23 protein-coding genes are annotated in these 23,430 nt (G+C 71.4%); 12 read left to right on the top strand and 11 right to left on the bottom strand.

Annotated elements, in window-relative coordinates; all coding sequences use genetic code 11:
• Positions 1-7 precede the first annotated feature (7 nt).
• The 3 genes from ABD932_RS25700 to ilvA form a co-directional block, all read right to left on the bottom strand.
• Positions 8-808 (bottom strand): ABC transporter permease, encoded by an 801-nt coding sequence (locus tag ABD932_RS25700; protein WP_345015872.1) that lies wholly within the window; start codon positions 806-808, stop codon positions 8-10.
• A 112-nt stretch (positions 809-920) separates the two neighbouring features.
• Entirely contained in the window at positions 921-1,898 is a 978-nt protein-coding gene (locus ABD932_RS25695) for an ATP-binding cassette domain-containing protein (RefSeq protein WP_345015871.1), read from the bottom strand.
• 205 nt (positions 1,899-2,103) lie between these two features.
• Complete coding sequence (ilvA, locus tag ABD932_RS25690) at positions 2,104-3,333, bottom strand: threonine ammonia-lyase (RefSeq protein WP_345015870.1); 1,230 nt, start codon at positions 3,331-3,333, stop codon at positions 2,104-2,106.
• Positions 3,334-3,496: 163 nt separating this feature from the next.
• Here ilvA and ABD932_RS25685 point away from each other — a divergent pair, with 163 nt between their 5' ends.
• The 3 genes from ABD932_RS25685 to ABD932_RS25675 all read left to right on the top strand — a co-directional run bounded on the left by ABD932_RS25685 (position 3,497) and on the right by ABD932_RS25675 (position 5,190).
• Complete coding sequence (locus ABD932_RS25685; RefSeq protein ID WP_175647562.1) at positions 3,497-4,003, top strand: MarR family winged helix-turn-helix transcriptional regulator; 507 nt, start codon at positions 3,497-3,499, stop codon at positions 4,001-4,003.
• Between the two features lie 429 nt (positions 4,004-4,432).
• Positions 4,433-4,945: a sigma factor-like helix-turn-helix DNA-binding protein gene (locus ABD932_RS25680; protein WP_345015869.1), complete on the top strand. Its 513-nt coding sequence runs from the start codon at positions 4,433-4,435 to the stop codon at positions 4,943-4,945.
• Positions 4,942-5,190: a hypothetical protein gene (locus tag ABD932_RS25675; RefSeq protein ID WP_345015868.1), complete on the top strand. Its 249-nt coding sequence runs from the start codon at positions 4,942-4,944 to the stop codon at positions 5,188-5,190. The genes ABD932_RS25680 and ABD932_RS25675 overlap by 4 nt, the downstream gene beginning before the upstream one ends.
• Before the next feature lie 34 nt (positions 5,191-5,224).
• Here the strand turns inward: ABD932_RS25675 and ABD932_RS25670 are convergent, their stop codons facing one another.
• A complete protein-coding gene (locus tag ABD932_RS25670; RefSeq protein WP_345015867.1) occupies positions 5,225-6,379 on the bottom strand; it encodes a cystathionine gamma-synthase in 1,155 nt (384 codons plus the stop codon).
• 247 nt (positions 6,380-6,626) lie between these two features.
• On the opposite strand from ABD932_RS25670, the gene ABD932_RS25665 reads away from it, so the two are divergent.
• The 6 genes from ABD932_RS25665 (at position 6,627) to ABD932_RS25640 (ending at position 13,283) form a co-directional block, all read left to right on the top strand.
• Positions 6,627-7,745 carry a hypothetical protein gene (locus tag ABD932_RS25665; RefSeq protein ID WP_345015866.1) on the top strand — a complete coding sequence of 373 codons (1,119 nt, stop codon included), beginning with the start codon at positions 6,627-6,629 and terminating at the stop codon, positions 7,743-7,745.
• Between the two features lie 192 nt (positions 7,746-7,937).
• The gene (locus tag ABD932_RS25660) at positions 7,938-9,536 is read left to right on the top strand and encodes a M48 family metalloprotease (RefSeq protein ID WP_345015865.1); all 1,599 of its coding nucleotides are present in this window, start codon (positions 7,938-7,940) and stop codon (positions 9,534-9,536) included.
• Positions 9,537-9,604: 68 nt separating this feature from the next.
• Positions 9,605-10,723, top strand: coding sequence for a hypothetical protein (locus tag ABD932_RS25655; RefSeq protein WP_345015864.1), 1,119 nt, complete (start codon positions 9,605-9,607; stop codon positions 10,721-10,723).
• 97 nt (positions 10,724-10,820) lie between these two features.
• On the top strand, positions 10,821-11,486 hold the full coding sequence (gene msrA / locus ABD932_RS25650) for a peptide-methionine (S)-S-oxide reductase MsrA (protein WP_345015863.1): 666 nt from the start codon (positions 10,821-10,823) through the stop codon (positions 11,484-11,486).
• 123 nt (positions 11,487-11,609) lie between these two features.
• Positions 11,610-12,275, top strand: coding sequence for a HEAT repeat domain-containing protein (locus ABD932_RS25645; protein WP_425587523.1), 666 nt, complete (start codon positions 11,610-11,612; stop codon positions 12,273-12,275).
• Positions 12,276-12,278: 3 nt separating this feature from the next.
• A complete protein-coding gene (locus ABD932_RS25640) occupies positions 12,279-13,283 on the top strand; it encodes a MerR family transcriptional regulator (RefSeq protein ID WP_345015862.1) in 1,005 nt (334 codons plus the stop codon).
• A gap of 130 nt (positions 13,284-13,413) precedes the next feature.
• Here the strand turns inward: ABD932_RS25640 and msrA (ABD932_RS25635) are convergent, their stop codons facing one another.
• Positions 13,414-13,926, bottom strand: a complete 513-nt coding sequence (gene msrA, locus ABD932_RS25635) for a peptide-methionine (S)-S-oxide reductase MsrA (RefSeq protein WP_345015861.1) — start codon at positions 13,924-13,926, stop codon at positions 13,414-13,416.
• A gap of 144 nt (positions 13,927-14,070) precedes the next feature.
• The gene (locus tag ABD932_RS25630; RefSeq protein ID WP_345015860.1) at positions 14,071-15,687 is read right to left on the bottom strand and encodes a phospholipase D family protein; all 1,617 of its coding nucleotides are present in this window, start codon (positions 15,685-15,687) and stop codon (positions 14,071-14,073) included.
• 251 nt (positions 15,688-15,938) lie between these two features.
• Here ABD932_RS25630 and ABD932_RS25625 point away from each other — a divergent pair, with 251 nt between their 5' ends.
• Positions 15,939-16,403, top strand: coding sequence for an SRPBCC family protein (locus ABD932_RS25625; RefSeq protein WP_345015858.1), 465 nt, complete (start codon positions 15,939-15,941; stop codon positions 16,401-16,403).
• Positions 16,404-16,494: 91 nt separating this feature from the next.
• Here ABD932_RS25625 and ABD932_RS25620 read toward each other — a convergent pair whose 3' ends face one another.
• On the bottom strand, positions 16,495-17,451 hold the full coding sequence (locus ABD932_RS25620; protein ID WP_345015857.1) for a helix-turn-helix transcriptional regulator: 957 nt from the start codon (positions 17,449-17,451) through the stop codon (positions 16,495-16,497).
• Positions 17,452-17,634: 183 nt separating this feature from the next.
• On the opposite strand from ABD932_RS25620, the gene ABD932_RS25615 reads away from it, so the two are divergent.
• The gene (locus ABD932_RS25615) at positions 17,635-18,675 is read left to right on the top strand and encodes an NAD(P)-dependent alcohol dehydrogenase (RefSeq protein WP_345015856.1); all 1,041 of its coding nucleotides are present in this window, start codon (positions 17,635-17,637) and stop codon (positions 18,673-18,675) included.
• A gap of 77 nt (positions 18,676-18,752) precedes the next feature.
• On the opposite strand, the gene ABD932_RS25610 is transcribed toward ABD932_RS25615, so the two are convergent.
• From ABD932_RS25610 to ABD932_RS25600, 3 genes are read right to left on the bottom strand one after another with little or no spacing between them, the layout of a single operon-like run.
• Positions 18,753-19,805, bottom strand: a complete 1,053-nt coding sequence (locus ABD932_RS25610) for a FecCD family ABC transporter permease (protein ID WP_345015855.1) — start codon at positions 19,803-19,805, stop codon at positions 18,753-18,755.
• Positions 19,802-20,788, bottom strand: a complete 987-nt coding sequence (locus ABD932_RS25605; RefSeq protein ID WP_345015854.1) for a FecCD family ABC transporter permease — start codon at positions 20,786-20,788, stop codon at positions 19,802-19,804. The genes ABD932_RS25610 and ABD932_RS25605 overlap by 4 nt, the downstream gene beginning before the upstream one ends.
• Before the next feature lie 16 nt (positions 20,789-20,804).
• The gene (locus tag ABD932_RS25600; protein WP_345015853.1) at positions 20,805-21,863 is read right to left on the bottom strand and encodes an ABC transporter substrate-binding protein; all 1,059 of its coding nucleotides are present in this window, start codon (positions 21,861-21,863) and stop codon (positions 20,805-20,807) included.
• A 204-nt stretch (positions 21,864-22,067) separates the two neighbouring features.
• Here ABD932_RS25600 and ABD932_RS25595 point away from each other — a divergent pair, with 204 nt between their 5' ends.
• Entirely contained in the window at positions 22,068-22,451 is a 384-nt protein-coding gene (locus ABD932_RS25595; RefSeq protein ID WP_345015852.1) for a VOC family protein, read from the top strand.
• A 51-nt stretch (positions 22,452-22,502) separates the two neighbouring features.
• On the opposite strand, the gene ABD932_RS25590 is transcribed toward ABD932_RS25595, so the two are convergent.
• Complete coding sequence (locus ABD932_RS25590; protein ID WP_345015851.1) at positions 22,503-23,273, bottom strand: group II truncated hemoglobin; 771 nt, start codon at positions 23,271-23,273, stop codon at positions 22,503-22,505.
• Positions 23,274-23,430: the final 157 nt, after the last annotated feature.

The raw sequence follows: 23,430 nt of genomic DNA, 5'->3' as shown, positions 1-23,430 counted from the left end.
TGCGCCGTCAGCCATGCGCCCGGCGGTACTTGCGGACCGCGAGCGTACGGAAGGTCAGGATGATGACGACCGACCAGATCAGCGACGCCCACACGGGGTGCTGCATCGGCCAGGCGTCGGGCGGCTGGAAGCCCGGGGGAAGGTTGCCGAACAGCTCGCGGCTCGCCTGCACCGTGGCGCTGAACGGGTTCCACTCCGCGATGTGCCGCAGGAAGGTCGGCATCTGGTTCGCGTCCACGAACGCGTTCGAGATGAACGTCAGCGGAAACAGCCAGATGAGACCACCCGAGGTCGCCGCCTCGGGCGTGCGCACCGACAGGCCGATGAGCGCGCCGATCCAGGAGAACGCGTAGCCGAGCAGCAGGAGCAGGCCGAATCCGGCGAGCACCTTGCCGAAGTTCTCGTGCGTGCGCCAGCCGACGATCAGGGCGACGACCGCCAGGACGACGAGGGTGAGCGTCGTCTGCACCAGGTCGGCGAGCGTCCGCCCGGTGAGCACCGCACCACGTGCCATGGGCAGGGAGCGGAACCGGTCGATGAGGCCCTTGTGCATGTCGTCGGCGATGCCCGCGCCCGCGCCGGCGGTGGCGAAGGTGACCGTCTGGGCGAAGATGCCGGCCATCAGGAACTCGCGGTACGCCTGGGTGGAGGTGGACGAGCCGACCTGGATCGAACCGCCGAACACATAGGTGAAGAGCACGACGAACATGATCGGCTGGATCAGCCCGAAGATGATCATCTCGGGAATCCGGCCCATGCGAATCAGGTTCCGGCGGGCGATGACCAGGGAGTCGTTCGTGGCGCTCACTTCACCTGCTCCTTCTTGACGGTCGTCCACCGGTCGGGCGGCGAGATGAACCCTGACCGGCACGGGCGAACGAGGCTGATGGACGGAGCGACGCGCAGGGCGTGGAGAGCGCTCATTTGACGGCCTCCTTGCCGTTCTCCTCGCTCTTCGCCTCGGCCACGTGTCCCGTCAGGGACAGGAACACGTCGTCGAGGGTCGGGCGCCGCAGGCCGATGTCGTCGATCTCGATACCCCGGGTGTCGAGTTCGCGGATGACCTCGGCGAGAAGCTTGGCGCCGCCGGTCACGGGCACGGTGAGCTTGCGCATGTGGTCCTCGACCGTCGTCTCGCCCTTGCCGAAACCGCGCAGCACCTCGGACGCCGGCTGGATGTCCTCGCGCTGGTGCACCACGACCTCGACGCGCTCGCCGCCGGTGCGGGCCTTGAGCTGGTCGGAGGTGCCCTGGGCGATGACGCGGCCGTGGTCGACCACCGCTATGTCGTGCGCCAGGTGGTCGGCCTCTTCGAGGTACTGGGTGGTCAGCAGCAGGGTCGTACCGCCGGAGACCAGTCGCTTGATGACGTCCCACAGCAGCTGCCGGTTGCGTGGGTCGAGGCCCGTCGTCGGCTCGTCCATGAACATCACGGGCGGTGAGACCACCAGGGCGGCCGCCAGGTCGAGGCGGCGGCGCATCCCGCCGGAGTAGGTCTTGGTGGGGCGGTCGGCGGCGTCGGTGAGGTCGAACTGCTCCAGCAGCTCCACCGCACGGGCCTTCGCCTCCTTCGCCCTCATCTGGTAGAGCTGGCCGACCATCTGCAGGTTCTCCCGGCCGGTGAGGTACTCGTCGACCGCCGCGAACTGGCCGGACAGGCCGATGGAGCGGCGTACGGCATCAGGGTTCTTCAGGACGTCCATGCCCGCGACGACCGCCGAGCCGCTGTCGGGGTTCAGCAGTGTCGTCAGACAGCGGACGGTCGTCGTCTTGCCCGCGCCGTTCGGCCCGAGCAGACCGAGGACCGTGCCCTCGGGGACATCGAGGTCGACGCCGTCCAGAGCCCTTACGTCACCGAAGGTCTTCACCAGGCCTTCGGCATAGATGGCGCCTGGCATATGAATCTCCACGTCGTCGGGGAAGCATTCGAAAGCGTTGGGAAAGCGTAGGTTCGTACTCTTCGTTCCGTGCCGTGACTCAGTGCTGCGATGCGAGAACAAGACACACCATAACGCGATGTATCGCGTCTCTCAATGAGATTTACCGGATTTACCCGAACGGGTGACAAAGGGCCTCTGACCTGGGCTTTCGCCGACTCGCGCCTCAGCCGATGACGGTGTAGCCCGCCTCGCGCAGGGCTTGGCCGACCTCGACGCAGTGCGCGGTGCCCTTCGTCTCCAGGTGCAGCTCGACCTCCGCCTCCGTGAGCCCGAGCCGTGGGTCGGTCCGTACGTGGCTCACATCGAGGACGTTAGCGTCCACCACTGACAACACACCCAAAAGCGTGGCGAGCGCGCCCGGCCGGTCCGTCAGCCGCAGCCGTACGGCCAGGTAGCGGCCCTGTGCGGCCATGCCGTGCCGCAGGACGCGCTGCAGCAGCACCGGGTCGACGTTGCCGCCGGACAGCACCGCGACGACCGGGCCCTCGAAGGCGCCGGGGTCGCTCAGCAGCGCCGCCACGGGGCTCGCCCCGGCCGGCTCGACGACCAGCTTCGCCCGCTCCAGGCACAGCAGCAGGGCGGTGGCCAGCTCGTCCTCGGTGACCGTGCGGACCTCGTCCACCAGGTCTTCGACGATCCGGAACGGCACGTCACCCGGCCGGCCGACCCTGATGCCGTCGGCCATCGTCGCCGGGTTGTCGACCGCGACCGGGTGCCCGGCCGCCAGCGAGGGCGGGTACGCCGCCGCGCCCGCGGCCTGCACGCCCACGATCCGCACGTCCGGCCGCAGTGCCTTCACCGCCGTGGCGATACCCGCCGCGAGCCCTCCCCCGCCGATGCCGACGAGGATCGTCCGCACCTCCGGGCACTGCTCGAGGATCTCCAGGCCGACCGTGCCCTGCCCCGCGATGATGTCGGGGTGGTCGAAGGGGTGGATGAACACCGCGCCCGTCTCGGCCGCGTACTCCTGCGCGGCGGCCAGCGTCTCGTCGACCACCTGGCCGTGCAGGCGCACCTCGGCGCCGTAGTCCTGGGTGGCGCTGATCTTCGGCAGCGGGGCGCCCTTCGGCATGAACACGGTGGAGCCCACGCCGAGCAGCGACGACGCCAGGGCGACGCCCTGCGCGTGGTTGCCGGCGCTCGCGGCCACGACCCCCGCCGCCCGCTCCTCCGGGAGCAGCCCGGCGATCCGGACGTAGGCGCCGCGCAGCTTGAACGACCCCGTCCGCTGGAGGTTCTCGCACTTGAAGTGCACCGGCGCGCCCACCAGCTGGGACAGGTGCCTGCTGCCCTCCATCGCCGTCACCCGCGCCACGCCCGTCAGCATCTTCTGAGCGCCGCGCACATCGTCGAGCGTGACGGGAGGCAAGGAGTCAGACGTGCTGTAGCTCATGACTCAAGTCTCGCAGTTCACAGGCGCAAGGCCCTGGTGTGACCAAGCACCGAGATGGGTTTCGCCAGCGCTGGTACGCCCCGCGTCCGGGCCGCGTACCCTGTCCCCCAACCCAGCACCCCCTTCATGAAGTGAGCCCCCGGCCATGCCCACAACACCTGAAATGTCGATGGACATGACGACCGTCGCTGACAGCGGTCTCCTCGACACGCTGCAGCACGAGGTGGCGGTGTTCGCCCGCCGTGCCGAACAGACCCGGCTCGGTGGGGTCGGGCAGGTGCGCAACTCCATGGACCGCGCCGCATACCTGCTGCTCAACCGCCTCGACAAGGAAGGCCCCATGGGCGTCAAGGCGCTCGCCGCGAGCATGGGGATCGACTCGTCGACGGTCACCCGGCAGGTGGCGCCGCTCGTCGACACGGGGCTCGTCAAGCGGACCTCGCACCCCGAGGACGGGCGTGCGGTGGTGCTCCAGCTGTCCCCGCGCGGGCAGTCGCGACTGGAGGAAGTGCGCTCGTCCCGGCGTCAGTTGATGGCCGAGCTGACCCATGACTGGGCGCCCGAGGAGCGGGAGGCGTTCTGCACGCTGCTCACCCGCTTCAACACCGCGCTGTCCACGCGGATGGCGGCACAGGGGATCTCGGGTGCGGAGGCGACTACGGCGTCCTGAGGGGCGGCTGTTCGGCGGGGCGTCTCGCCGAGCGCGTCGTGGGAGGCCGCAGTGTGTCTCGCCCCCGCCGCCCCTACCCGTCCCGTCCTCCAGGGGCTCGCCCCTTCGACCCCAGCCCCCTTTCTGGGGGCTGCGCCCCCAGACCCCCGCTTCGGCCCTTAAGGGGCCTCGTCCTCAAACGCCGGACGGGCTGGAATGCCTGGGCCGGCACCCGAAGGTGCCGCCGCCCAACGACCACGCCCCCGAAGATGGCGGCTTGCGCGTTCCAGGGGCGGCACGCGCGTGTGGTCGTGTGGTCGGGTCCCGGCTCTTGACCCTGGGCCGCCGCTGGCCTCATATGAAACCGGGTCCTCTTCTCGTACGCGGGCGACGTGTCACGTACCTGGTCCGGGGGCCGGTTCCTCGGGGCTAGCTCAGGCGGGAGGGGCGGTGGGAGGACGGCGTGCGGCCCAGGACGCCCGCCGGGCCCGGGAGTTCGAGGCGTTCGTCGCGGGCGCGGCAGGGCGGCTGTTGCATGCCGCCACGCTGCTCACCGCGGAGCCGCCTGAGGAGAACCCGCGCGCGAGGCGCCTGCTGACGTTTTCCCTCGCGCACACGTACGCCTGCTGGGACCGGCTGCGCGGCGAGGACCCGTACGACCACGCCCGTCAGTACCTGGCCACCCGCTTCTCCCGGGCCGCCTGGCACCAGTACGGCGGCCTGGGTGCGCTCGGCCGGTTCCGACCGCATGCCGACGGCCCGCTCGCCCGACTCTCCCCTCAGGAACGCCTGATCCTGGTCCTGCGGCTGTACGAGGGGGTCGCCGAAGAGCCAGTGGCGGCGCTGCTCGGCCTGCCCAGGGAACGCGTCCACGCGATGTGCGACCGGGCGACGGCGACCCTGCTGCATCCGCCGCGGGGGCCCGCACCGGCCGTGCTGGGAGCGAAGGCGGTGTCGCCGTGAGTCGCCCCCAACGGGAGGCGGCCGTACGGCGGATCATGGAAGGCACGCCGCCGCCCGTGCCGCCGGAGCTGTACGCGGAGGCCGTGCGACGCGGTGCCCGCATGCTGCGCCGCAGGACGGTCGCCGTACGGCTGATGTGGCTGCTGCTGTTCGCCGCGACGGTGGCCTTCGTGGTGTGGGCCGTGATGGCCCGCCCGTGGGTGGAGCCGCCGTCGGAGACGACTCCACCGCTGACCGGCTGGTGAGACCTTCCTGCAGTCCCCCAGGCAAGCCCCTGGACTAGCCGAGCGCCTGCTGGAGGTCCTCCAGGAGGTCGTCGACGTTCTCGATGCCCACGGAGAGGCGGACGAGGTCGGCGGGGACCTCCAGGGCCGAGCCGGCCACGGACGCGTGCGTCATGCGTCCCGGGTGCTCGATGAGGGACTCGACACCGCCCAGGGACTCACCCAGCGTGAACACCTTGGCGCGGTTGCAGACCTCGACGGCCGCCTCCTCGCCGCCCGCGACCCGGAAGGAGACCATGCCGCCGAACGTCCTCATCTGCTTGGCGGCGACCTCGTGACCGGGGTGATCGGGCAGGCCCGGGTACAGAACGCGCGTCACGCGCGCGTGCCGGGTGAGCATGTCGGCGATCTTCGTGGCGTTCTCGCTGTGCCGGTCCATACGCACCGACAGGGTCTTGGCGCCGCGCAGCACCAGCCAGGAGTCGAAGGGCCCGGCGACCGCGCCCATCGCGTTCTGGTGGTAGGCGAGTTCGTCGCCCAGGTCCGAGTCGGCGACGATCAGGGCGCCGCCGACGACGTCCGAGTGACCGCCCATGTACTTCGTCAGGGAGTGCACCACGACGTCCGCGCCGAGGTGCAGCGGCTGCTGCAGATACGGCGTGGCGAACGTGTTGTCGACGACGAGCTTCGCGCCGGCGTCCCGGGCGATCTGCGCGACGGCGGCGATGTCGGTGATGCCGAGCAGCGGGTTGGAGGGGGTCTCCACCCACACGATCTTGGTCTTCGGGGTGATGGCGGCTCGGACCGCGGACGGATCGCTGGTGTCGGCGACCGACCACTCCACCCCCCACCGGGCGACGACCTTGGCGAAGAGGCGGAACGTGCCGCCGTACGCGTCATTGGGGATGACCACGTGGTCGCCCGGGCTGAGCAGCGTACGCAGCAGGCAGTCCTCGGCCGCCAGCCCGGACGCGAACGCAAGGCCGCGGCGGCCGCCCTCCAGGGCGGCGAGGTTCTCCTCCAGGGCGGTCCTCGTCGGGTTGGCGCTACGGCTGTACTCGTAGCCGCCGCGCAGGCCGCCCACGCCGTCCTGCTTGTAGGTCGAGACCTGGTAGATCGGCGGGACGACCGCACCGGTGAGGGGGTCCGCCGTGTTGCCCGCGTGGATGGCGAGCGTCTCGAAGTGCTGACTGATGTGCCTGTCGCTCATGTGCACCGAGCGTAGTGCGCGAACGGGGCGGATGACTCCGTCGGCTCAGCCGGAGCACCGCTTGCGGCCGGATTCCGGTCTCCGGCGTCGGCCCGGGCCCCGGTGGGGGCTGCGGCCCCCAGACCCCTGCTGCGGCCGTGAACGGGCCTCGTCGCCGTATTCCACAGGACCGACCCCACAGAACCCTTTCTCCACAGGCATCCGACCTCGTTGGCCAATTGTCCGCGGCGTCTGGAACGCTGGAGGCATGGAGATTCTCTGGGTCCTGATCGCGCTCGTCATGCTCGGCTTTGTGGTGCTGCCGTTCATGAGGCGCAGGCGGGGCATGATCGAGCAGGTCCCGCCGGGCCACCCGGACGCCGCGGACCCGTCGAACTACGGCTTCGTACGGCAGGAGGAGCTGGACGTCCGCATGCCCGGCCCCGACCAGGACCTGCTGGACGTCCTGGACCTGGTGCAGCGCACCCAGGACTACCGCGCGGCCTCGCAGCTGCTGGCCGGCACGGAGGCGGAGGGCGAGCTGCGCTGGCAGCGCGTGCAGGCCTTCGCCGGCGCCGCGTCGCTGGAGCTGCAGCAGCGGCCGGGCGGGGTCAGCGAGTCGCCGGGCGGGCAGTGGCTGCGGGTGTGGCGGACCGAGCAGCCCAAGGACGCGGGCGGCGCGGCCGTGCACGCGGAGTTCCTCGTGCAGCAGGCGTGGCGCACGGCGGCGCCGGGCACGGACGAGTTCCGGATCATCATGGAGGAGGCGAGGTCTGCGTGCGCCGACGCGGCGCTGCTCGCCCCCGGTGACCCGATCCCGTACATCATCGAACTGTCGGTGGCTCGTGGACTGGCCTACCCCCGGCCGGAGTTCGAGCAGCTCTGGCTGAAGATCCTGGACCGCGCCCCGGCCCACATGGGCGCGCACCTGGCGGCCCTGCACTACTGGTGCGAGAAGTGGCACGGCTCGCGTGCGCAGGCGTACGACTTCGCGGAGGCCGCGGCGGCCCGCGCTCCCCAGGGCTCCCTCCTCGCCGCCATGCCGCTCTTCGCGGTGTTCGAGCACCTGCCCGAGGTGAACCTGGTCAGCGGCTTCTACCAGAGCGAGGTCGTGACGAAGGCGATGCACGGCGCGCTGTTCGCGGTGCACTCGGCCCGCTCCGACGACCCGATGATGGCGCACGTGCGCCATCTGCTGGTCTTCTTCCTGGTCCGCGGCGAGCGCTGGGCGGAGGCGATGAACCAGCTGATACACGTCGACGGCCATGTCGGCGCCCTCCCCTGGACCCTGTCCGGCGACCCGGCGGCGGAGTTCGCGGTCTACCGCGCGCTGGCGGTGGCGGGCTACGAGGCGAACGGCGGCAGCCCGGCGACACTCCCGCACTGAGCCGAGCGCCACGCCGCGTGCGCTGAGCCGAGCGCCCTGCCGCGTGCGCGGCGCGGCCCGATGCGAACCGACGCCACCTCCAGGTGCCCGCCCCCGGAATCCGCATTGCCGCACTGACCTGCAGTAGGGCATACTCCGCTTCCCCCCACACCACTTGGTCATGTCCATTTCTAGTGGGGGGATTTGCCCAACATGGGGGCAACTCTGCGCGCGGTGCGCGCGCTCGTCCTGCTCGCCGGGTTCTATCTGCTCGGCTTCGTCATGCTCGGTGTGCTCGTCGCCGTGGACTGGGCGGTCGCGGAGGGCGGTGTCGGCAGCGTCACCGCGAAGGTGTGGATCGTCAGCGCACTGCTGGCGATCCCGATCGTGCAGGGCATGTTCGCGCTGCGCACACCCAAGGACGAACCGCTGCCCGGCCTGTCCGTGACCGAGCAGCAGGAGCCCGCGCTCTGGGCCGCCGTACGGAATCTCGCCGAGCAGACGGGGACCCGCGCGCCCGACGAGATCCTCCTGACCCCGGACGTCAACGCGGCCGTGTCCGAGGACGCGACCCTCCTCGGCCTCAAGGCCGGCCGACGACGCATGTACATCGGCCTGCCGCTGATGGCGGGGCTGAGCGAACCGCAGCTGCAGGCCGTCCTGGCCCATGAGTTCGGGCACTACACCAACCACGACACCCGCCTCGCCGCGATCACCCTGCGCGGCCGGCTCCAGGTGATGCGCACCGTGGCCAGCCTGCACGAGCGCTCCCGCAAGAAGGTCGCCAAGGAGGAGGCCAAGCAGGAGAAGAAGAACGCCAAGCGGCTCGCCAAGGGCAAGGAGGCGGGCGAGGTCGACGCCGGGTCGGCCGGCCTGAGCTACCGCCTCGCCGCCAAGCCCTTCCTCTGGTACGGCACCTTCTACCTGCGCGCCTCCCAGGGCGTGGGCCGGCGACAGGAACTCGCCGCCGACGTGGCCGCCGCACGCATCGCAGGCCGCGACGCCACCGCGTCCGCGCTGCGCGAGATCCCCGTCCTGGACGCCGCGCACGGCTTCTACATGCAGTCGTACGCCACCCTCGGCACCGGCGCCGGCCTGCTGCCGCCGTCCGGCGAAGTCTTCGGCGGGCTGCGCCATCTGCTGGCCGGGCGCGCCGACGAGCTGGACGAGATGCGCCGGGCCCTGCCGGAGGAGGAGCAGTCGCCGTACGACTCCCACCCGCCGATCGCCGAGCGCATCGCCCACATCGAGCAGCTCCCCGACGACGGCCGCGCCCTGACCGGCGCCCGCCCCGCGCTCGCCCTGCTCACCGACCCGGCCCTCTCCTTCGCCGAGTTGGAGCGCTCCGCCCTCACCCCCGAGGCCCATCGGCTGCGCCGCGCCGCCGACTGGCCCCAGTTGGTGAACGACTCGATGCTCTGGCACGCCGACCAGGACGCCGAGCCGCTGCGCACGGCCGTCACCGAGGTCCACGGCAGCGACGGCTCCCTGGCCGCCTTCCTGGACGCCGTCGACGCGGGCCGGCTGTGGGAGGTGGCCGACCGGCTCCCCAAGTCGCAGGAGGCGCAGGCCGCCACCGGCCGCGCCGCCCGCGAGTTCGCGCGCCCCCAGGTGCGCGCCCGGCTCTCCCGCATGACCGTCGTGGAGCTGGCCCGCCTCGGCCGGGCCCACTGGGAGCTGTCCTGGACGGACGCGGCGCGGCTGAGCCTGCCGGACGGTTACGAGGAGGAGCTGAAGCAGGCGCTGGACGCGGCGGTGGCGGACGTACCGGACACACAGGAACTGCGGCGGCTGCTGGCGCAGGCGCGCTGACTCGGGCGCGCTCCCTCAGGCCACACACCCCACGCCCCCTCACTGCTCAAGGACGCAGACAGAAACCCATGAGTCACATCATCCCGATCGCCCTGATCCTCTTCGCGATCTACTCCTGGTACCGCACGCGCCAGAAGGCGGCCCCGAACGGAACCGGCGGATCCATACGCAACCGGGACCTGCCCAAGGCCGCCGCCGAGCTGGGCTTCCTGCCCGGCGAGCAGCTCGACACCGACCGGGCCTACCCGCCCGACCCGCGGATCACGGCCGTACGGGAAGCCGTACGGGCGGGGAACTGGCAGGCCGCCGCGGAGTTCCTGGCCGAGGCAGGGCGGGACTGGCAGGAGCGCGACCGGCGCTCCAGTGTGCTGGCGACGGAGGCCGTCAAGGACGACTCCTGGCTGCTGGCCTGGCGCAAGGAGCGTCCGGAGGACGCCGACGTGGCCCTGGTGCTCGCCGAGTCGCTGATCTATCTCGCCTGGGAGGTACGGGGCTCGTCGACCGCCCGGCACACCACCCAGGAGCAGTTCGCCGGCTTCCACCGGATCCTGGACCAGGCCCGCGAGGCGGTCGCGGCCGCGCAGGCGCTGGCCGGCGACGACCCGTGCCCGTTCATCGTGGAGATCCCGCTGGCGAAGGGCCTCGGCTACCCGCACGAGCGGTTCGAGGAGATCTGGGCCGAGATCGTCAAGCGCGACCCGCACCACCTGGCCGCGCACACCTCCGCCCTCCAGTACTGGTGCAAGAAGTGGCGCGGCTCGTACGAACTGGCGGAGTCCTTCGCCCGGTCCGCGGCCGAGAAGGGGACGCCGGGCCAGTTGCTGAGCGTGCTGCCGCTGGAGGCGTACTTCGAGTACGAGATCGCGCACGACGACCTCGAGCAGGACGAGTTCTACAAGCGCCCGGAGATCGTCGCGGCGGTCGACGCCGCCCTGGTCGACGTGGCGGCCGCGGCCGCCGCCAACCCCGACGACTGGCGGATCCCGCCGGTCCGCCACCTGCTGGCCAGCCTGCTGTACTGGCAGGACCGGTACGAGGCGGCGGTCGAGCAGTTCCGGCTGGTCGACGGGTACATCGACACCGTGCCGTGGGCGTACCGCGGCAGCCGGGAAGGGAAGATCAAGGCGTATGTGGAGCAGCGGGACTTCAGTGCGGCGCAGGTGGTGAAGGCACGGCGCGGAATCTGAGGTCCCGGCCGTACGTTGACGGGGTACCGCCCGGTGCGGAGGTACCCCGTCGCGGCGTCCCGCAGCCGCCGCCCCGGCCCGCGAGGAAGGAACCCTCATGCTCTTCGGCCGTACGCCCGTCCTGCCCACGCCCGAGCAGGCGCTGCAGGGCCGTCCGGAACCGGCCTTCTCGGTCCCCGACCGCCACACGGTCCTCGGCAACCCGCTCCTCGGCCCCTACCCCGAGGGCCTGGAGGTCGCCGACTTCGGGCTGGGCTGCTTCTGGGGCGCCGAGCGCAAGTTCTGGCAGCTCCCGGCGGGTGTGTGGACGACTCTGGTCGGCTACCAGGGCGGCTACACCGAGCACCCCACCTACGAGGAGGTCTGCTCGGGCCTGACCGGCCACACGGAGGTCGTCCGTGTGGTCTTCGACCCGAGCGTGATCTCGTACGAACGCCTCCTGAAGACCTTCTGGGAGGCCCACGACCCCACGCAGGGCTTCCGTCAGGGCAACGACGTCGGCACGCAGTACCGCTCGGCGATCCACACCCACACCCCGGACCAGGCGAAGACGGCCGAGACCTCCCGCGCGTCGTACCAGCAGGTCCTGACGGGCTCCGGCTACGGCACGATCACGACGGAGATCCTTCCGGCGCAGGGGCGGACCTTCTATCCGGCGGAGGGGTACCACCAGCAGTACCTGGACAAGAACCCGGCGGGGTACTGCGGGATCGGCGGTACGGGTGTGTCGTGCCCGATCGGCGTCGCGAAGGCCGAGAGCTGACGTCGATTCGTCCCCCAGGTGAGCCCTCAAGGCAGGCGCAGGTGTGAAGTCGCCCGGTGAGGCTTTGACCTTGACACGGTGACAAGGCCTTCACTGCTTGCCGAGGAGGTGGTCTCGGTGACCATGACGGGACAGGACGCGGATGCGATACGAGCGCTGCAGGGCCTGGAGGACGGCCGTTCGTCCGTGCGGCTGCGGGCGGCTCTGGCGGTCGGCACGACGCCGGATCCGCGCTTCGTCGACAAGCTCGTCGAGCGCTGCGCGATCGAGCCCGAGTTCTTCGTCCGCGACATGCTGACCTGGGCGCTCACCCGCCACCCGGTGTCCCTGACGCTCCCCGGGCTGCTCCGCGAAGTCCGCTCGGAGCGTGCGCAGGCACGGAGCCAGGCGCTGCACACGCTGTCCAAGATCGGGGACCGGCAGGCCTGGCCGGCGATCACCCGGGCGCTGCTGTCCGACGCCGACGACGAGGTGGCGCGGAGTGCCTGGCGGGCGGCGGTCGTCCTCGTGCCGGAAGGCGAGGAGGCCGGGTTGGCCGCGGTGCTGGCGACGCAGCTCGGGCGCGGGGAGCGGGAGACGCAGCTGAGTCTCAGCCGGGCGCTGGTCGCGCTGGGTGAGGTCGTGCTGCCGGCTCTGCGTGCTGCGGCGACCGCCCCGTCCCGGCGTGTGCGTACGCACGCGCTCGCCACGGAGCGGCTGCTGCGCGACCCGGATGCCGGATTCGAGTTCGCGATCGAGGAGGCGAAGCGCATCGTGGCCCTCGGCGGGTCCGGTCAGGAGGGACGATAGGACGTGTTGATCGGTGAGGTGGCGCGACGGTCCGGGGTCAGTGCCCGCATGCTCAGGCACTACGAGTCGCTCGGCCTGCTGCGGCCTTCGGGGCGTACGGGCTCCGGCTATCGGGAGTACTCCGGCGAGGACATCCGGCGGATCTTCCACATCGAGAGCCTGCGGTCGCTGGGGCTGTCGCTGCGTGAGATCGGGCGCGCGCTCGACGATCCCGGCTTCACGCCGTCGGCGCTCGTCGACGACCTCATCCGCCAGACGCGCGAACGCATCGCCGCCGAGACCGAGCTGCTCACGCGGCTCCGCCGGATCGACGCCGCGGAACCCGCCGGCTGGGAGGACGTCCTCCAGGTCGTCGCCTTCCTCCAGGCGCTGGGGTCGAAGAGCGCCGCCGCGCGCCAGCGGGCGGCGCTTTCCTCGGCCGACGGGGTTCCGGTGCCGGTGGAGGCCCTGGTCGAGGCGGTGCTGAGGGAGACGGAGCCGAATGTCGCCGGAGCCCTGCGATGGGCGCTGGCGCGATCGGGCGACGGTGGCACGGCGCTGCTGGCGGAGGGCCTCGGCTCACCGGTGGCCGCGGTGCGGGAACGTGCCGTTCAGGCCCTCGCGGAGATGCCCGGTGACGAGGCCGGCGCCCGGCTGCGGGACGCCCTCGCGCACCCCGATGTCGTGGTCCGCGGCCATGCGGCTCTGGCGCTCGGGACGCGTGGGGTGGCCGAGGCGGGCCCGACACTCGTCGACATGATCGTGGCGGGAAGGAACGACACCGACGCCGCCGATGCGCTGAGCGTGCTGGCGAGCGACACGGCGACGGCGGATCAGATCGCCACCAGGCTCGTCGGCCGCCTCACCCACGACACCACTGAAGCACCCGCACGCGTACGGCTGACCCAGGCGCTGGCGGACATCCCGGGGACCACGGCGTCGCGTGCCCTCGTGGAGTTGTCGCGCGACGGGGACCGTGCCGTTGCTCTGACGGCGACGTACCTTCTCCAGCTGCGCGACGCACGGTGACGGCTCTCGCCCGGGTTGCCGCGTACGCGGCCGGTACGGCCGACCCCGCGGAGGCAAGCGCGGCCCGGCTGCGGAGCCTCTGCCAGTCAGCTGCCAGTCAGACTCCGCCGTCCGCCGGGCCGCCTCGCGGTCAGCCCTCGGCGCGGGCGGGCAGCCGCCATCCCGGGCGCGGGAAGTGGCAGGTGTAGCCGTCCGGGTAACGCTGCAGGTAGTCCTGGTGCTCGGGCTCGGCCTCCCAGAAGGGGCCCACCGGCTCCACCTCGGTGACGACCTTGCCCGGCCACAGACCGGAGGCGTCCACGTCCGCGATCGTGTCCTCGGCGATCCGCTTCTGCTCGTCGTCCACGTAGTAGATCGCCGAGCGGTAGCTGGTGCCGATGTCGTTGCCCTGGCGGTTCTTCGTGCTCGGGTCGTGGATCTGGAAGAAGAACTCCAGGATCGCGCGGAAGTCTGTCTTCGCAGGGTCGAAAAGGATCTCGATGGCCTCCGCGTGCGTGCCGTGGTTACGGTACGTCGCGTTCGGCACGTCACCCCCGGTGTATCCCACCCGGGTCGCCGTCACGCCCGGAAGCCGGCGGATCAGCTCCTCCATCCCCCAGAAGCATCCGCCCGCCAGCACGGCCCTCTGCGTCTGCGCAGCCATAGTGGCCCTCCCATATCTGTCAGCTCGGTCACTCGGGCTACTCGGCTCGCACACCACCGGCATCCCCTGCCCACCCTCCTCAACGCGCAAGGGTTCCAGGCGATTCCGTGCCCGTCGGACCGGCCCTGCGCACCGGCCCGGTGATCAGTACTCGTTGCGGCGCCGCAGCCTGAAGGGTCGGCCATCGGGGTCGACGAGAAGGCGATGCAGTGGCGTGCAGAGCGTCTTGACCGTGCGGGAAAGGCTCGGCGGACGATAGGTGCGCAGGCGCCCGGACGGCCTCGTGCCGCGGCGACCGTTGTCGTGCCAGGAGTCCAGTGCGGCGGCGCTCGCCGCGAAGGCGTCGAAGGCGCTCACGGGATCGCAGAGCGGGTCAGGCGTGGGCGGCGTCTGGAGTGCTTCCATGTCCAGGTGCTCGCGCGAGAGCTCCAGGCGCAGGTTCCTGGCGTAGCTGCGCGCGCCGTCCCCGAGCCCTCCGGGGTCGCGCGGCTCGCGCGGGTCTGTGCTCTCGTCCAGGACGCTGCAGGTGAGTTCGGAGTCGTGGGTCCAGGAGCGGAGGTTGATGTTGTCGGATCCGACCGAGGCCCACACGTCGTCGATCACGCACGCCTTGGCATGCACGTACACCGGTGTCCCGGCGTGGTTCTCCAGCCCGTACACCGCGACCCGCCCACCACCGGCGCGGCGCAGCCTGTCCAGGGCGGTGATCCGGCCGATCAGGTTCATCGGCAGTGTGAGCCGGCCGTTCTGTTCGGGAAAGGAGGGGATGACCGCGATCAGGCGAAGGCCGGGGCTGGCGATCAGCGCCTCGGCGAAACCTTCCACCACCTGCGGAGACCACAGGTACTGGTCCTCCAGGTAGATCAGTGCCCGGGCCCGTCGCAACGCCTTGCGGTAGCCGCGCGCGATACTGCGCTCGCCGTCGGGGGCGAAGTCGTAGCCGCGCAGCAGCCGGTTGGGGTAGGTGCGCAGGACCTGGACGGTGTGTGTACCGCAGGGCGAGGGGTCAGGTGCCTGGGGCGGCAGCGGGTCCGCCCGCGTGTCCTCGTGGTGAGCGAGCTCCCGCAGGCGGACGAGCGGACTGCGGCTGAGCGGCGCCGGGTCGTCCCAGCGCTCGCGGAAGCCGGCCTCGATGTCGCCGACGGCCGGTCCGCGGATCGCGAGCTGGATGTCGTGCCACGGCGGGTGCGGTCCGTACGGGGCGGCGATGCGCAGTGACTGCGGGTCGCCACGGTGCGTCGCGTCGTCGTGGCGGTTGTGGCACAGGTCGATGCCGCCGACGAACGCGATGTCGCGCTCGGGTCGGCCGGCATGCCGGAGCACGACGAGCTTCTGGTGGTGCGAACCGCCGGGGCGCACCCGCATGTCGAGCAGGCACTCGCCGCCCGCCGCTTCGATCTCCTCGCCGAGGTGGCGGTTCTCGGCCTCACTGAACTGGAAACGGTCCAGGTGGGAGCGCCAGACCAGCCCTTTGACGATCACACCGCGCTCGGCCGCCTCGCACAGGACGGTGCCGATTTCGCTGCCGGGACCGGCGAGCCGTTCGTCGGGGTCGCCCCGCCAGTCGGTGAACAGGAGCAGGTCTCCGGCGTGCTGCGCGCGGATCGCGCTGAGGAGTTCCGGGAAGTACGTCGCGCCATGGACGAGGGGCCGCACCAGGTTGCCGTACGACCAAGCCGTTCGATCCGATCGGCGGCTGTCCAGACGGGTGGCGCTGTTGCCGCGTTCGCCCGAGGTCAGCAACCAGTCGGTGAGTTCCACAGCCCAGATCCTCCAGATCACCCACACGTGTACCCGGATCGCGCCCCCTCATCCTGGAACCTCGGGAGCCGAACGGGAGCCGAACCTTGACTCCGGCCCGGTCCAAATCCCCCGAACCCCGGGGTCGTACGTCCAGGCGCCGACAGATCGCCAGGTCGGCCCAGCTGGGTGGAATCCGCAGCCTCGGCCTTCATCTCGGCCGACGCCTCAGTCGTCGAGCGATTGTCGGACCCTGCTGCTTTCATGGGGGCATGACCAGCAGAAGCGTCGTCGTGGAGCGGCGTATCGCCGCGGGTCAGGGGCCTGTGTGGGAGGCCCTGACCGACCTTCGGGGCATGGAGCGGGTACTCAGCGGTGTCACGAAGGTCGAGGTCCTCACGGACGGGGCCTTCGGTGTCGGGACGCGGTGGCGGGAGACCCGGCGGATGTTCGGCAAGGAGGCCACCGAGGAGATGTGGGTGACCGCCAGCGATCCGCCCGAGCGCTATGTGGTGGAGGCCGAGTCGCACGGCACGCACTACATCTCGGAGTGGGTGCTACGGGCGGACGGGCCGTCGGCGACGACGGTCCGGATGACCTTCACCGCCGTGGCCTCCGGCGGCGTCGCGGGCCTGCTCGCCAGGATTCTGGGCGGCCTGGGCGCACGGGCGGTGAGCAAGGCGATCGCGAAGGACCTGGAGGAGGTCGCCTCGGCGGTCGAACGCCGCGGCGGCTGAGCCGCTGAGCCTCGCCAGCCCCTCGGAGCACGCCGGAAGCCCCTCGGAGCACGCCGGAGGCCCTCCCGGAGAGCCCCTCCAAGGAGCCCCCTCACACCGACGGCGCCGACCTCCCAGTAGCCCCCGCCTTCGTCGCATCCGCCCCCCAGCTCGCCAGCAGCCGCAACGCCTCCGCCGACGGTGACCCCGGCTCCGCGTGGTACGTGATCAGGGACTGTTCCGTGCCGTCGGACAGGCGGAACGACTCGAAGTTCAGGGTCAGCTCGCCCACCAGGGGATGCCGGATGTTCTTGACGCCGTAGGTCTTCTCCTTGACGTCGTGCGTGGCCCACAGCTGCCGGAACTCCTCGCTCTTGACGGAGAGTTCGCCGACCAGGGCGGACAGCCGCGGGTCGTCCGGGTGGCAGCCCGCGTCCATGCGCAGGTAGGCGACCATGTCGGACGCCTTCTGGTCCCACTCCACGAAGAGATCGCGGTACTCGGGCTTCAGAAACACCAGCCGCGCCCAGTTCCGCTCCTGCGCCGGCAGCTCCGACCAGTCGCCGAACACCGCCGCCGCCATCCGGTTCCAGGCGAGGATGTCCGAGCGCCGGCCCGCGATGTACGCGGGCACCCCGTCGATCGAGTCCAGCAGCTGCGCCAGCGCCGGCCGTACCTGCTCCGGCCGCGCCGTCGGCTTCTTCTTGTTCTGCTTCGGCTTCGCGAGGTGCGTGAGGTGCGCGTGCTCGGCGTCGCTCAGCCGCAGCGCCCGGGCGATCGCGTCGAGGACCTCCGCCGAGACGTTGCGCCCGTTGCCCTGCTCCAGGCGCGTGTAGTACGCCACGGACACCCCGGCCAGCTGCGCCAGCTCCTCGCGCCGCAGCCCGGGCACCCTGCGGTGCCGCCCGAAGTCCGGCAGCCCGACGTCCTCGGGCTTCAGCCGGGCACGCCGGGTGCGCAGAAACTCGCTGAGCTCGGCGCGCCGGTCCAGGCCGCCACCGGTCTCGGCACCGGTGGCGGAGGCCGTACTGGCGGCGGGCCCCGTCACGGATTCGGGCTTGTCGTCCATGCCTCAAGTATTCCCGGTCGTACGCACACGAGCCTGACCCCGTCAGTGGTAGGACCGGCGGACGTACGTACAACCGAGGCCTGGGTGACCTGGGAACATCCCGGCAGGCTGGGTGCCGTGCCCGGACGTGAAGCAGGACCAGAAGGCAGCCGGGCGCAAAAACCCCCGCTAGGAGATCCCGGCATGACCACCGTCGCCGCATACGCAGCACCCGCCGCCAAGGCTCCGCTGGAGCGCACCACCATCGAGCGCCGTGAGGTCGGCGAGTTCGATGTCCTGATCGACATCAAGTTCGCCGGTATCTGCCACTCCGACATCCACCAGGCCCAGGAGGGCTGGGGCGAGGCGATCTTCCCGATGGTCCCCGGCCACGAGATCGCGGGCATCGTCTCCGAGGTCGGCTCCGGCGTGACGAAGCACAAGGTCGGCGACCGGGTGGGCGTCGGCTGTCTGGTCGACTCCTGCCGTGAGTGCGAGAACTGCAAGGCCGGTCTCGAACAGCACTGCACCGGCGGTGGCGTCGGCACCTACAACGCCATCGGCAAGGACGGCGAGCCCACCTACGGCGGCTACTCGGAGAAGGTCGTCGTCGACGAGAACTTCGTCCTCCGCATCCCCGACGGCCTGTCCCTGGACGTCGCCGCGCCCCTCCTCTGCGCCGGCATCACCACGTACTCGCCGCTCAAGCACTGGGGCGCGGGCCCGGGCAAGAAGGTCGCCGTCATCGGTCTGGGCGGCCTCGGCCACATGGGCGTCAAGATCGCGCACGCGCTGGGCGCCGAGGTGACCGTCCTTTCCCAGTCGCTGCGCAAGAAGGACGACGGCCTGAAGCTGGGCGCCGACCACTACTACGCCACCAGCGACCCGAAGACCTTCGAGGAGCTGGCCGGCAGCTTCGACCTGATCCTCTCCACGGTGTCGGCCCCGCTCGACTTCGGCGCCTACCTGAGCCTGCTGAAGACCGGCGGCGCCCTGGTGAACGTCGGCGCCCCCGAGGAGCCGATCGCGCTCAACCTCTTCTCGCTGATCGGTGGCAACAAGACGCTCGCCGGCTCGATGATCGGCGGCATCGCCGAGACCCAGGAGATGCTGGACTTCTGCGCCGAGCACGGCTTCGGCGCCGAGATCGAGCTGATCAGCGCGGACCGGATCAACGAGGCGTACGAGCGGGTGCTCAGCAGCGATGTGCGGTACCGGTTCGTGATCGACACGGCGACGATCTGACGCCGGCGGCGGTGACGCCGACGGCCTGAACGGCCGCTGAATACCGAGGGCCCCGGAGCCGCACTGCTCCGGGGCCTTCAGCGTGTCCCCGTACGACGCCCCAGCAGCCACAGCAGATACGGCCCGCCGACGAGGGCGGTGAGCGCGCCGACCGGAATCTCCAGTGGGGGCAGGAGCGTACGGGCGGCGAGGTCGGCGGCGACGAGGACGATCGCGCCGGTCAACGCGGCGTTCAGGAGCGGGAGTTGGGGCGTACGGGTGAGTCGCCGGGCCAGTTGCGGAGCGGTCAGCGCCACGAACCCGATCGGTCCCGCGGCCCCGGTCGCCGTGGCGGCGAGGACGACGCCGAGGACGGTGAGGCCGAGCCGTACCCGGTCGACCCGTACGCCCAGCCCGGCCGCCGTGTCCGGGTCGAGCCCGAGCGGCCGCAGGGCCCGGCTCGCCCACACCAGGGCAGGCAGGGACAGCCCCAGGACGACGGCCAGGGGCACCGCCTGCGCCCAGCCCCGCCCGTTGAGGCTCCCGGTCAGCCACAGCTTGATCTGCTCGGCGGCCTCCAGCTCGCTGTCGGTGAGGTAGAGCTGCACCACGGCGGACAGCGCGACCCCGATACCGACGCCGGTGAGCACGAAGCGGCTCGGCTGCATGCCCTGTCGCCAGGCGAGTACGTAGACGAGGGCGGCCGCGGCGAGTCCCCCGAGGACGGATACGACGGGCATGGCTCCCGGCGAGCTCACGGCACCGGTCGCGAGCGCCAGCACGGTCGCGGCGGCGGCGCCGTGTCCGACGCCGATGACATCCGGGCTGGCCAGCGGATTCCGGGTGACGGTCTGCACGAGAGCCCCGGCCAGGCCGAGCGCGGCGCCGACGAGGGCGCCGACGGCGATACGGGGGACGCGCAGCTCGTTGACCACGAGGTCGTGGGGGCCGGTTCCGGTGCGCAGGGTGCGCCAGACCTCGACGGGTGCGACGTATGTCTGGCCCACGCAGGCCGAGGTGACCATCACGGCCGCGAGCAGGACGAGGAGGACGACGGCCACGGCGGCGGAACGGCGGTGGAGGAGCAGGGAGACCCGGGGGTGGGGGCGGACGAGAGTGACACCCGCGGCCAGAGCCGGACGACCACTCACGACACCGCACCTCTCCTCCGCACCAGCACCACCAGCACCGGCACCCCGACCAGCGCCGTCATCACCCCCGCCGGCACCTCGGCCGGCGCCCGCACCACCCGCCCCGCCACATCGGCCCCCAGCAGCAGCGCGGCCCCGAGCAACCCGGACAACGGCAGTACGGCCCCGTACCCACCCCGCACCAACCGCCGGGCGAGATGCGGTACCGCCAATCCCACGAACGCGATCGGCCCCGCCGCGGCCACCGCGGCGGCGGTCAGCAAGGTGGCCCCGAGCGCCGCACATCCCCGTACGACGGCCACCCGGTGCCCCAGCGCCCGGGCCGTCTCGTCGCCGAGGGCCAGCGCGTCCAACCCTCGAGCACAGGCCAGCACCAGCACCGCCCCGGCCGCGAGGAACGGCAGCATCCGTACGACCGTCCCCGCGTCCCGCCCGCTCAGCGCCCCCACCTGCCAGAACCGGAACTGGTCGAGCGTGGCCGAGCTGGAGGTGAGGACGACGGTGGTGCCGCCGGCCGTCATCGCCGACAGCGCGGTCCCGGCCAGCGCCAGCTTCACCGGCGACGCACCACCCCGCCCGCGCGCCGCTATCCCGTACACCAGGCACGCGGCGACGACGGCACCGGCGAAGGCGTACCGAACGTGGCCCCCGAAGCCGTCTGCGAGACCGAGGGCGATGGCGAGGACGACCCCGGCCGCGGCCCCCTGGCTCAGCCCGAGGATGCCGGGATCGGCGAGCGGGTTGCGGGTGACCGCCTGCAGCGCCGCGCCGGCCATCCCGAGCGCGGCACCGGCGGCCAGCCCCACCTCGGTGCGCGGCAGCCGCAGCGACCGTACGACAAGGGCGTCCGGCGAACCGCCGCCGTGCAGCAGGGCGTCGAGCACGGCGGACGGCGGCACGGCGCGGGTGCCGACGGCGAGACTGAGCACGGCCGCGGCGGCCACCGCGAGGGCGGCCGCCGGAAAGGCCAGACGGGAACTCATCGGCTGCGTACGGGGCTCACTTGCCGACGTTCTCGGCGAGCTGCCGTACCACCAGACGCGCCGCCGTGGGACCGGCGTTGAGGTACCACGGATCGTCGTCCACCTTCACCGCGTGCCCGGCCTCTACGGCCTTCATCGACTTCCACAGAGGCCCGGCCACCACGCTCGCGGCGTCCGTCTTCGCGGCGTCCCCCTGGACGGAGTAGAAGATCCAGTCGCCGTCGGCGGTGTCGATGCTCTCGGGGCCGATGTCCTCGGAAATGGCGTTGAACCGCTGCGACTTGGGTCGCTTCAGCCCCATGTCCACGGCGATGGACCCGGTGAAGGACGAGACCCCGAACATCCGGGTCCGGTCGGGCGTGAACCGCACCATGGAGACGGCCGGGTCGCCGTCGATCCCCTGGCCCTTCTCCTGCGCCTCGGCAACGATGTCATCCAGCAGCTCCCGCGCCTGCTGCCCCTTGCCGACGGCCTCGCCGACGAGCAGCAGGTCGCGCTTCCAGTTGATGCCGTTGCCGGCGGTGATCACGGTGGGGGCGATCTTCGACAGCTTGGGGTAGAGCTCGCCGAGAGAGTCGTTGGCGAGGATCAGGTCGGGCTTCGCGGCGGCCAGTGACTCCAGGTTGGGCGCCTGCCGGGTGCCCGCGTCGGTCATTGCGTCGAGCCGTGCCTTGTCCTTGGGGAAGGCGTCGGCGAGGTAGTCCGGCACGAGGCCCGCGTTGTCGGCGCGGGTGGTGGCCGTGGGCACGATGCCGAGGGAGAGCAGGTCGTCGAGCTGGCCGGTGCTGAGGACGGCGATCTTCTCGGGCTCGGCCTCGAGGGTCGTACTGCCCTTGAAGTGCTTGACGGTGCGCGGGAAGTCGCCGTCCTTGCCGGTGTCGGCGCCCATGCCGTCGGCGAGGGCGCTGGGCGCGGCGGAGGGGCCGTCGCCCGCGCCGGAGCCGATCACCTGGCTGCGCGAGCCTTCCCCCTTCGCGGCGCCGCCGCCACCGCCGTCCGACGAGGTCGAGCAGCCGACGAGCAGCCCTCCGACGACGGCCGTGGCCAGGACGGCCTTCATTCCGACTGCACGCACGAGCACTCCAACCACGATCACCAGGGATAAGGCAAGCCTTACCTTAACCCGGGCGATCGCAAGAGGAACTCGCGGCTCCGGAGACGGAGTACCGGAGGAGGAGCGCCGCCCCTCCCCACGGCCGATGTGCCGCGCGACGGCCGCGCCTAGTGTGAAACCAGGCCAGTCCGAACCGTGACCCGTGCACACGAGGAGGCAGCCCCGATGACCGTCCGGCTCAACCACACCATCGTCGCCGCGCACGACAAGCAGGCGTCCGCCCGGTTCCTCGCCGACATCCTGGGCCTGGAGGTGAGTCCGCAGTACGGCCCCTTCATCCCGGTCGAGATCCCGAACGGCGTGACCCTGGACTATCTGGAATCGCCCGGTGCCATCACGCCGCAGCACTACGCGTTCCTGGTGTCCGAGGACGACTTCGACACGATCTTCGGCCGCATCCGGGAAGCCGGCCTGACCTACTGGGCCGACCCCTTCCACAGCCGCCCCGGCGAGATCAACCGCAATGACGGCGGCCGCGGCACCTACTTCGACGATCCGAACGGCCACAACCTGGAGATCCTTACGAGGCCGTACGGCAGCGGCGGCTGACGCGCGACTTCTCGCCACGGGAGGCTGCTGGACCGTGCGCCCGGCCTGCCGTCAGCCCTGGTACGGCGGCGCCGCCCCCCAGTTCCACTTCGGCACCGGCTGCTCCGGCGGCGCCACCGCGTCCGGCCCCGAGAAGTACACCGCCAGCCGCGTCCCCCACTCGACGTACGCCAGGAACGCCGAGCGGAACTCCGCGTCCGTCGGCAGGCCCGCCTCGTCGGCGGCGTCCTGGATGAGGTTGACCCAGCGGCGGCGCTGGGGCTCGGTGATGCCCCGGCCCATGTGCTTGGCGACCATGTGGCCGTGGCCGCCCTGGGTCTCGGAGTAGGCGCGCGGGCCGCCGAAGACCTCGCCGAGCCAGAGCGCCACGTGCCGCGCGTGCTCCGGGTCCAGGTGCGCGAACAGCGGGGCCAGCAGGTCGTCCTTGAGCACCTTGTCGTAGAAGACCGATGTCAGGCCGGCGAACGCCTCCGCTCCGCCCGCCCAGGCGTACAGCGTCGGCACCGAGGCGCCCGCGCCGCGCACCGTCGTCGGCTTGTAGTGGCGCATCTCCTCGATGTGCGTGATGTACGGGCGGATCTCGGCGAGGAAGTCGGGGAACAGCTCCGACTTGCGGAAGCCCTCGAGGTGATCCTCCGTCGAGGTCCAGGTGATGCGCAGGACGTAGTGCTCGAAGTCCTCCTCGCAGCGGGCGAGTTCGTAGTCGACGCAGTGCGGGGACGCGGCCAGCTGAGCCGCGGCGCGGGTGTAGGCGGCCAGGAACTCCGCCGACTTCTGCTCGGGTATGCGGTATCGGATGTATTCGACCGTGTGAGCCGTCATGGCCTCACGGAAACACGAAATCCGAGCGGACGCTCGTCCTCCGGCGACTGAGGCGCTCAGAATCCCCGGCTCCCGGCGACGCCGAACGCCGGGGGCGGCCCCGCGGACCGGGGAAAGCCCCGCCGGAGGCAGCACCTCCGGCGGGGCTTTCGCGTGC

This window comes from Streptomyces shaanxiensis (assembly GCF_039537145.1).
GTDB classification, from domain to species: domain Bacteria; phylum Actinomycetota; class Actinomycetes; order Streptomycetales; family Streptomycetaceae; genus Streptomyces; species Streptomyces shaanxiensis.
The sequence above is the reverse complement of the archived record's forward strand: the minus strand, read 5'-3'. Positions and strand labels throughout refer to the sequence as shown.

Coding starts and splice junctions, on each gene's coding strand:
- ABD932_RS25670 (WP_345015867.1), bottom strand. CDS start 6,379: ATGAGCGACAGGCACATCAGTCAGCACTTCGAGACGCTCGCCATCCAC.
- ABD932_RS25625 (WP_345015858.1), top strand. CDS start 15,939: ATGACCAGCAGAAGCGTCGTCGTGGAGCGGCGTATCGCCGCGGGTCAG.
- ABD932_RS25620 (WP_345015857.1), bottom strand. CDS start 17,451: ATGGACGACAAGCCCGAATCCGTGACGGGGCCCGCCGCCAGTACGGCC.
- msrA (WP_345015861.1), bottom strand. CDS start 13,926: ATGGCTGCGCAGACGCAGAGGGCCGTGCTGGCGGGCGGATGCTTCTGG.
- ABD932_RS25595 (WP_345015852.1), top strand. CDS start 22,068: ATGACCGTCCGGCTCAACCACACCATCGTCGCCGCGCACGACAAGCAG.
- ABD932_RS25645 (WP_425587523.1), top strand. CDS start 11,610: ATGACGGGACAGGACGCGGATGCGATACGAGCGCTGCAGGGCCTGGAG.
- ABD932_RS25695 (WP_345015871.1), bottom strand. CDS start 1,898: ATGCCAGGCGCCATCTATGCCGAAGGCCTGGTGAAGACCTTCGGTGAC.
- msrA (WP_345015863.1), top strand. CDS start 10,821: ATGCTCTTCGGCCGTACGCCCGTCCTGCCCACGCCCGAGCAGGCGCTG.
- ABD932_RS25660 (WP_345015865.1), top strand. CDS start 7,938: ATGGGGGCAACTCTGCGCGCGGTGCGCGCGCTCGTCCTGCTCGCCGGG.
- ABD932_RS25605 (WP_345015854.1), bottom strand. CDS start 20,788: ATGAGTTCCCGTCTGGCCTTTCCGGCGGCCGCCCTCGCGGTGGCCGCC.
- ilvA (WP_345015870.1), bottom strand. CDS start 3,333: ATGAGCTACAGCACGTCTGACTCCTTGCCTCCCGTCACGCTCGACGAT.
- ABD932_RS25615 (WP_345015856.1), top strand. CDS start 17,635: ATGACCACCGTCGCCGCATACGCAGCACCCGCCGCCAAGGCTCCGCTG.
- ABD932_RS25665 (WP_345015866.1), top strand. CDS start 6,627: ATGGAGATTCTCTGGGTCCTGATCGCGCTCGTCATGCTCGGCTTTGTG.
- ABD932_RS25590 (WP_345015851.1), bottom strand. CDS start 23,273: ATGACGGCTCACACGGTCGAATACATCCGATACCGCATACCCGAGCAG.
- ABD932_RS25655 (WP_345015864.1), top strand. CDS start 9,605: ATGAGTCACATCATCCCGATCGCCCTGATCCTCTTCGCGATCTACTCC.
- ABD932_RS25685 (WP_175647562.1), top strand. CDS start 3,497: ATGTCGATGGACATGACGACCGTCGCTGACAGCGGTCTCCTCGACACG.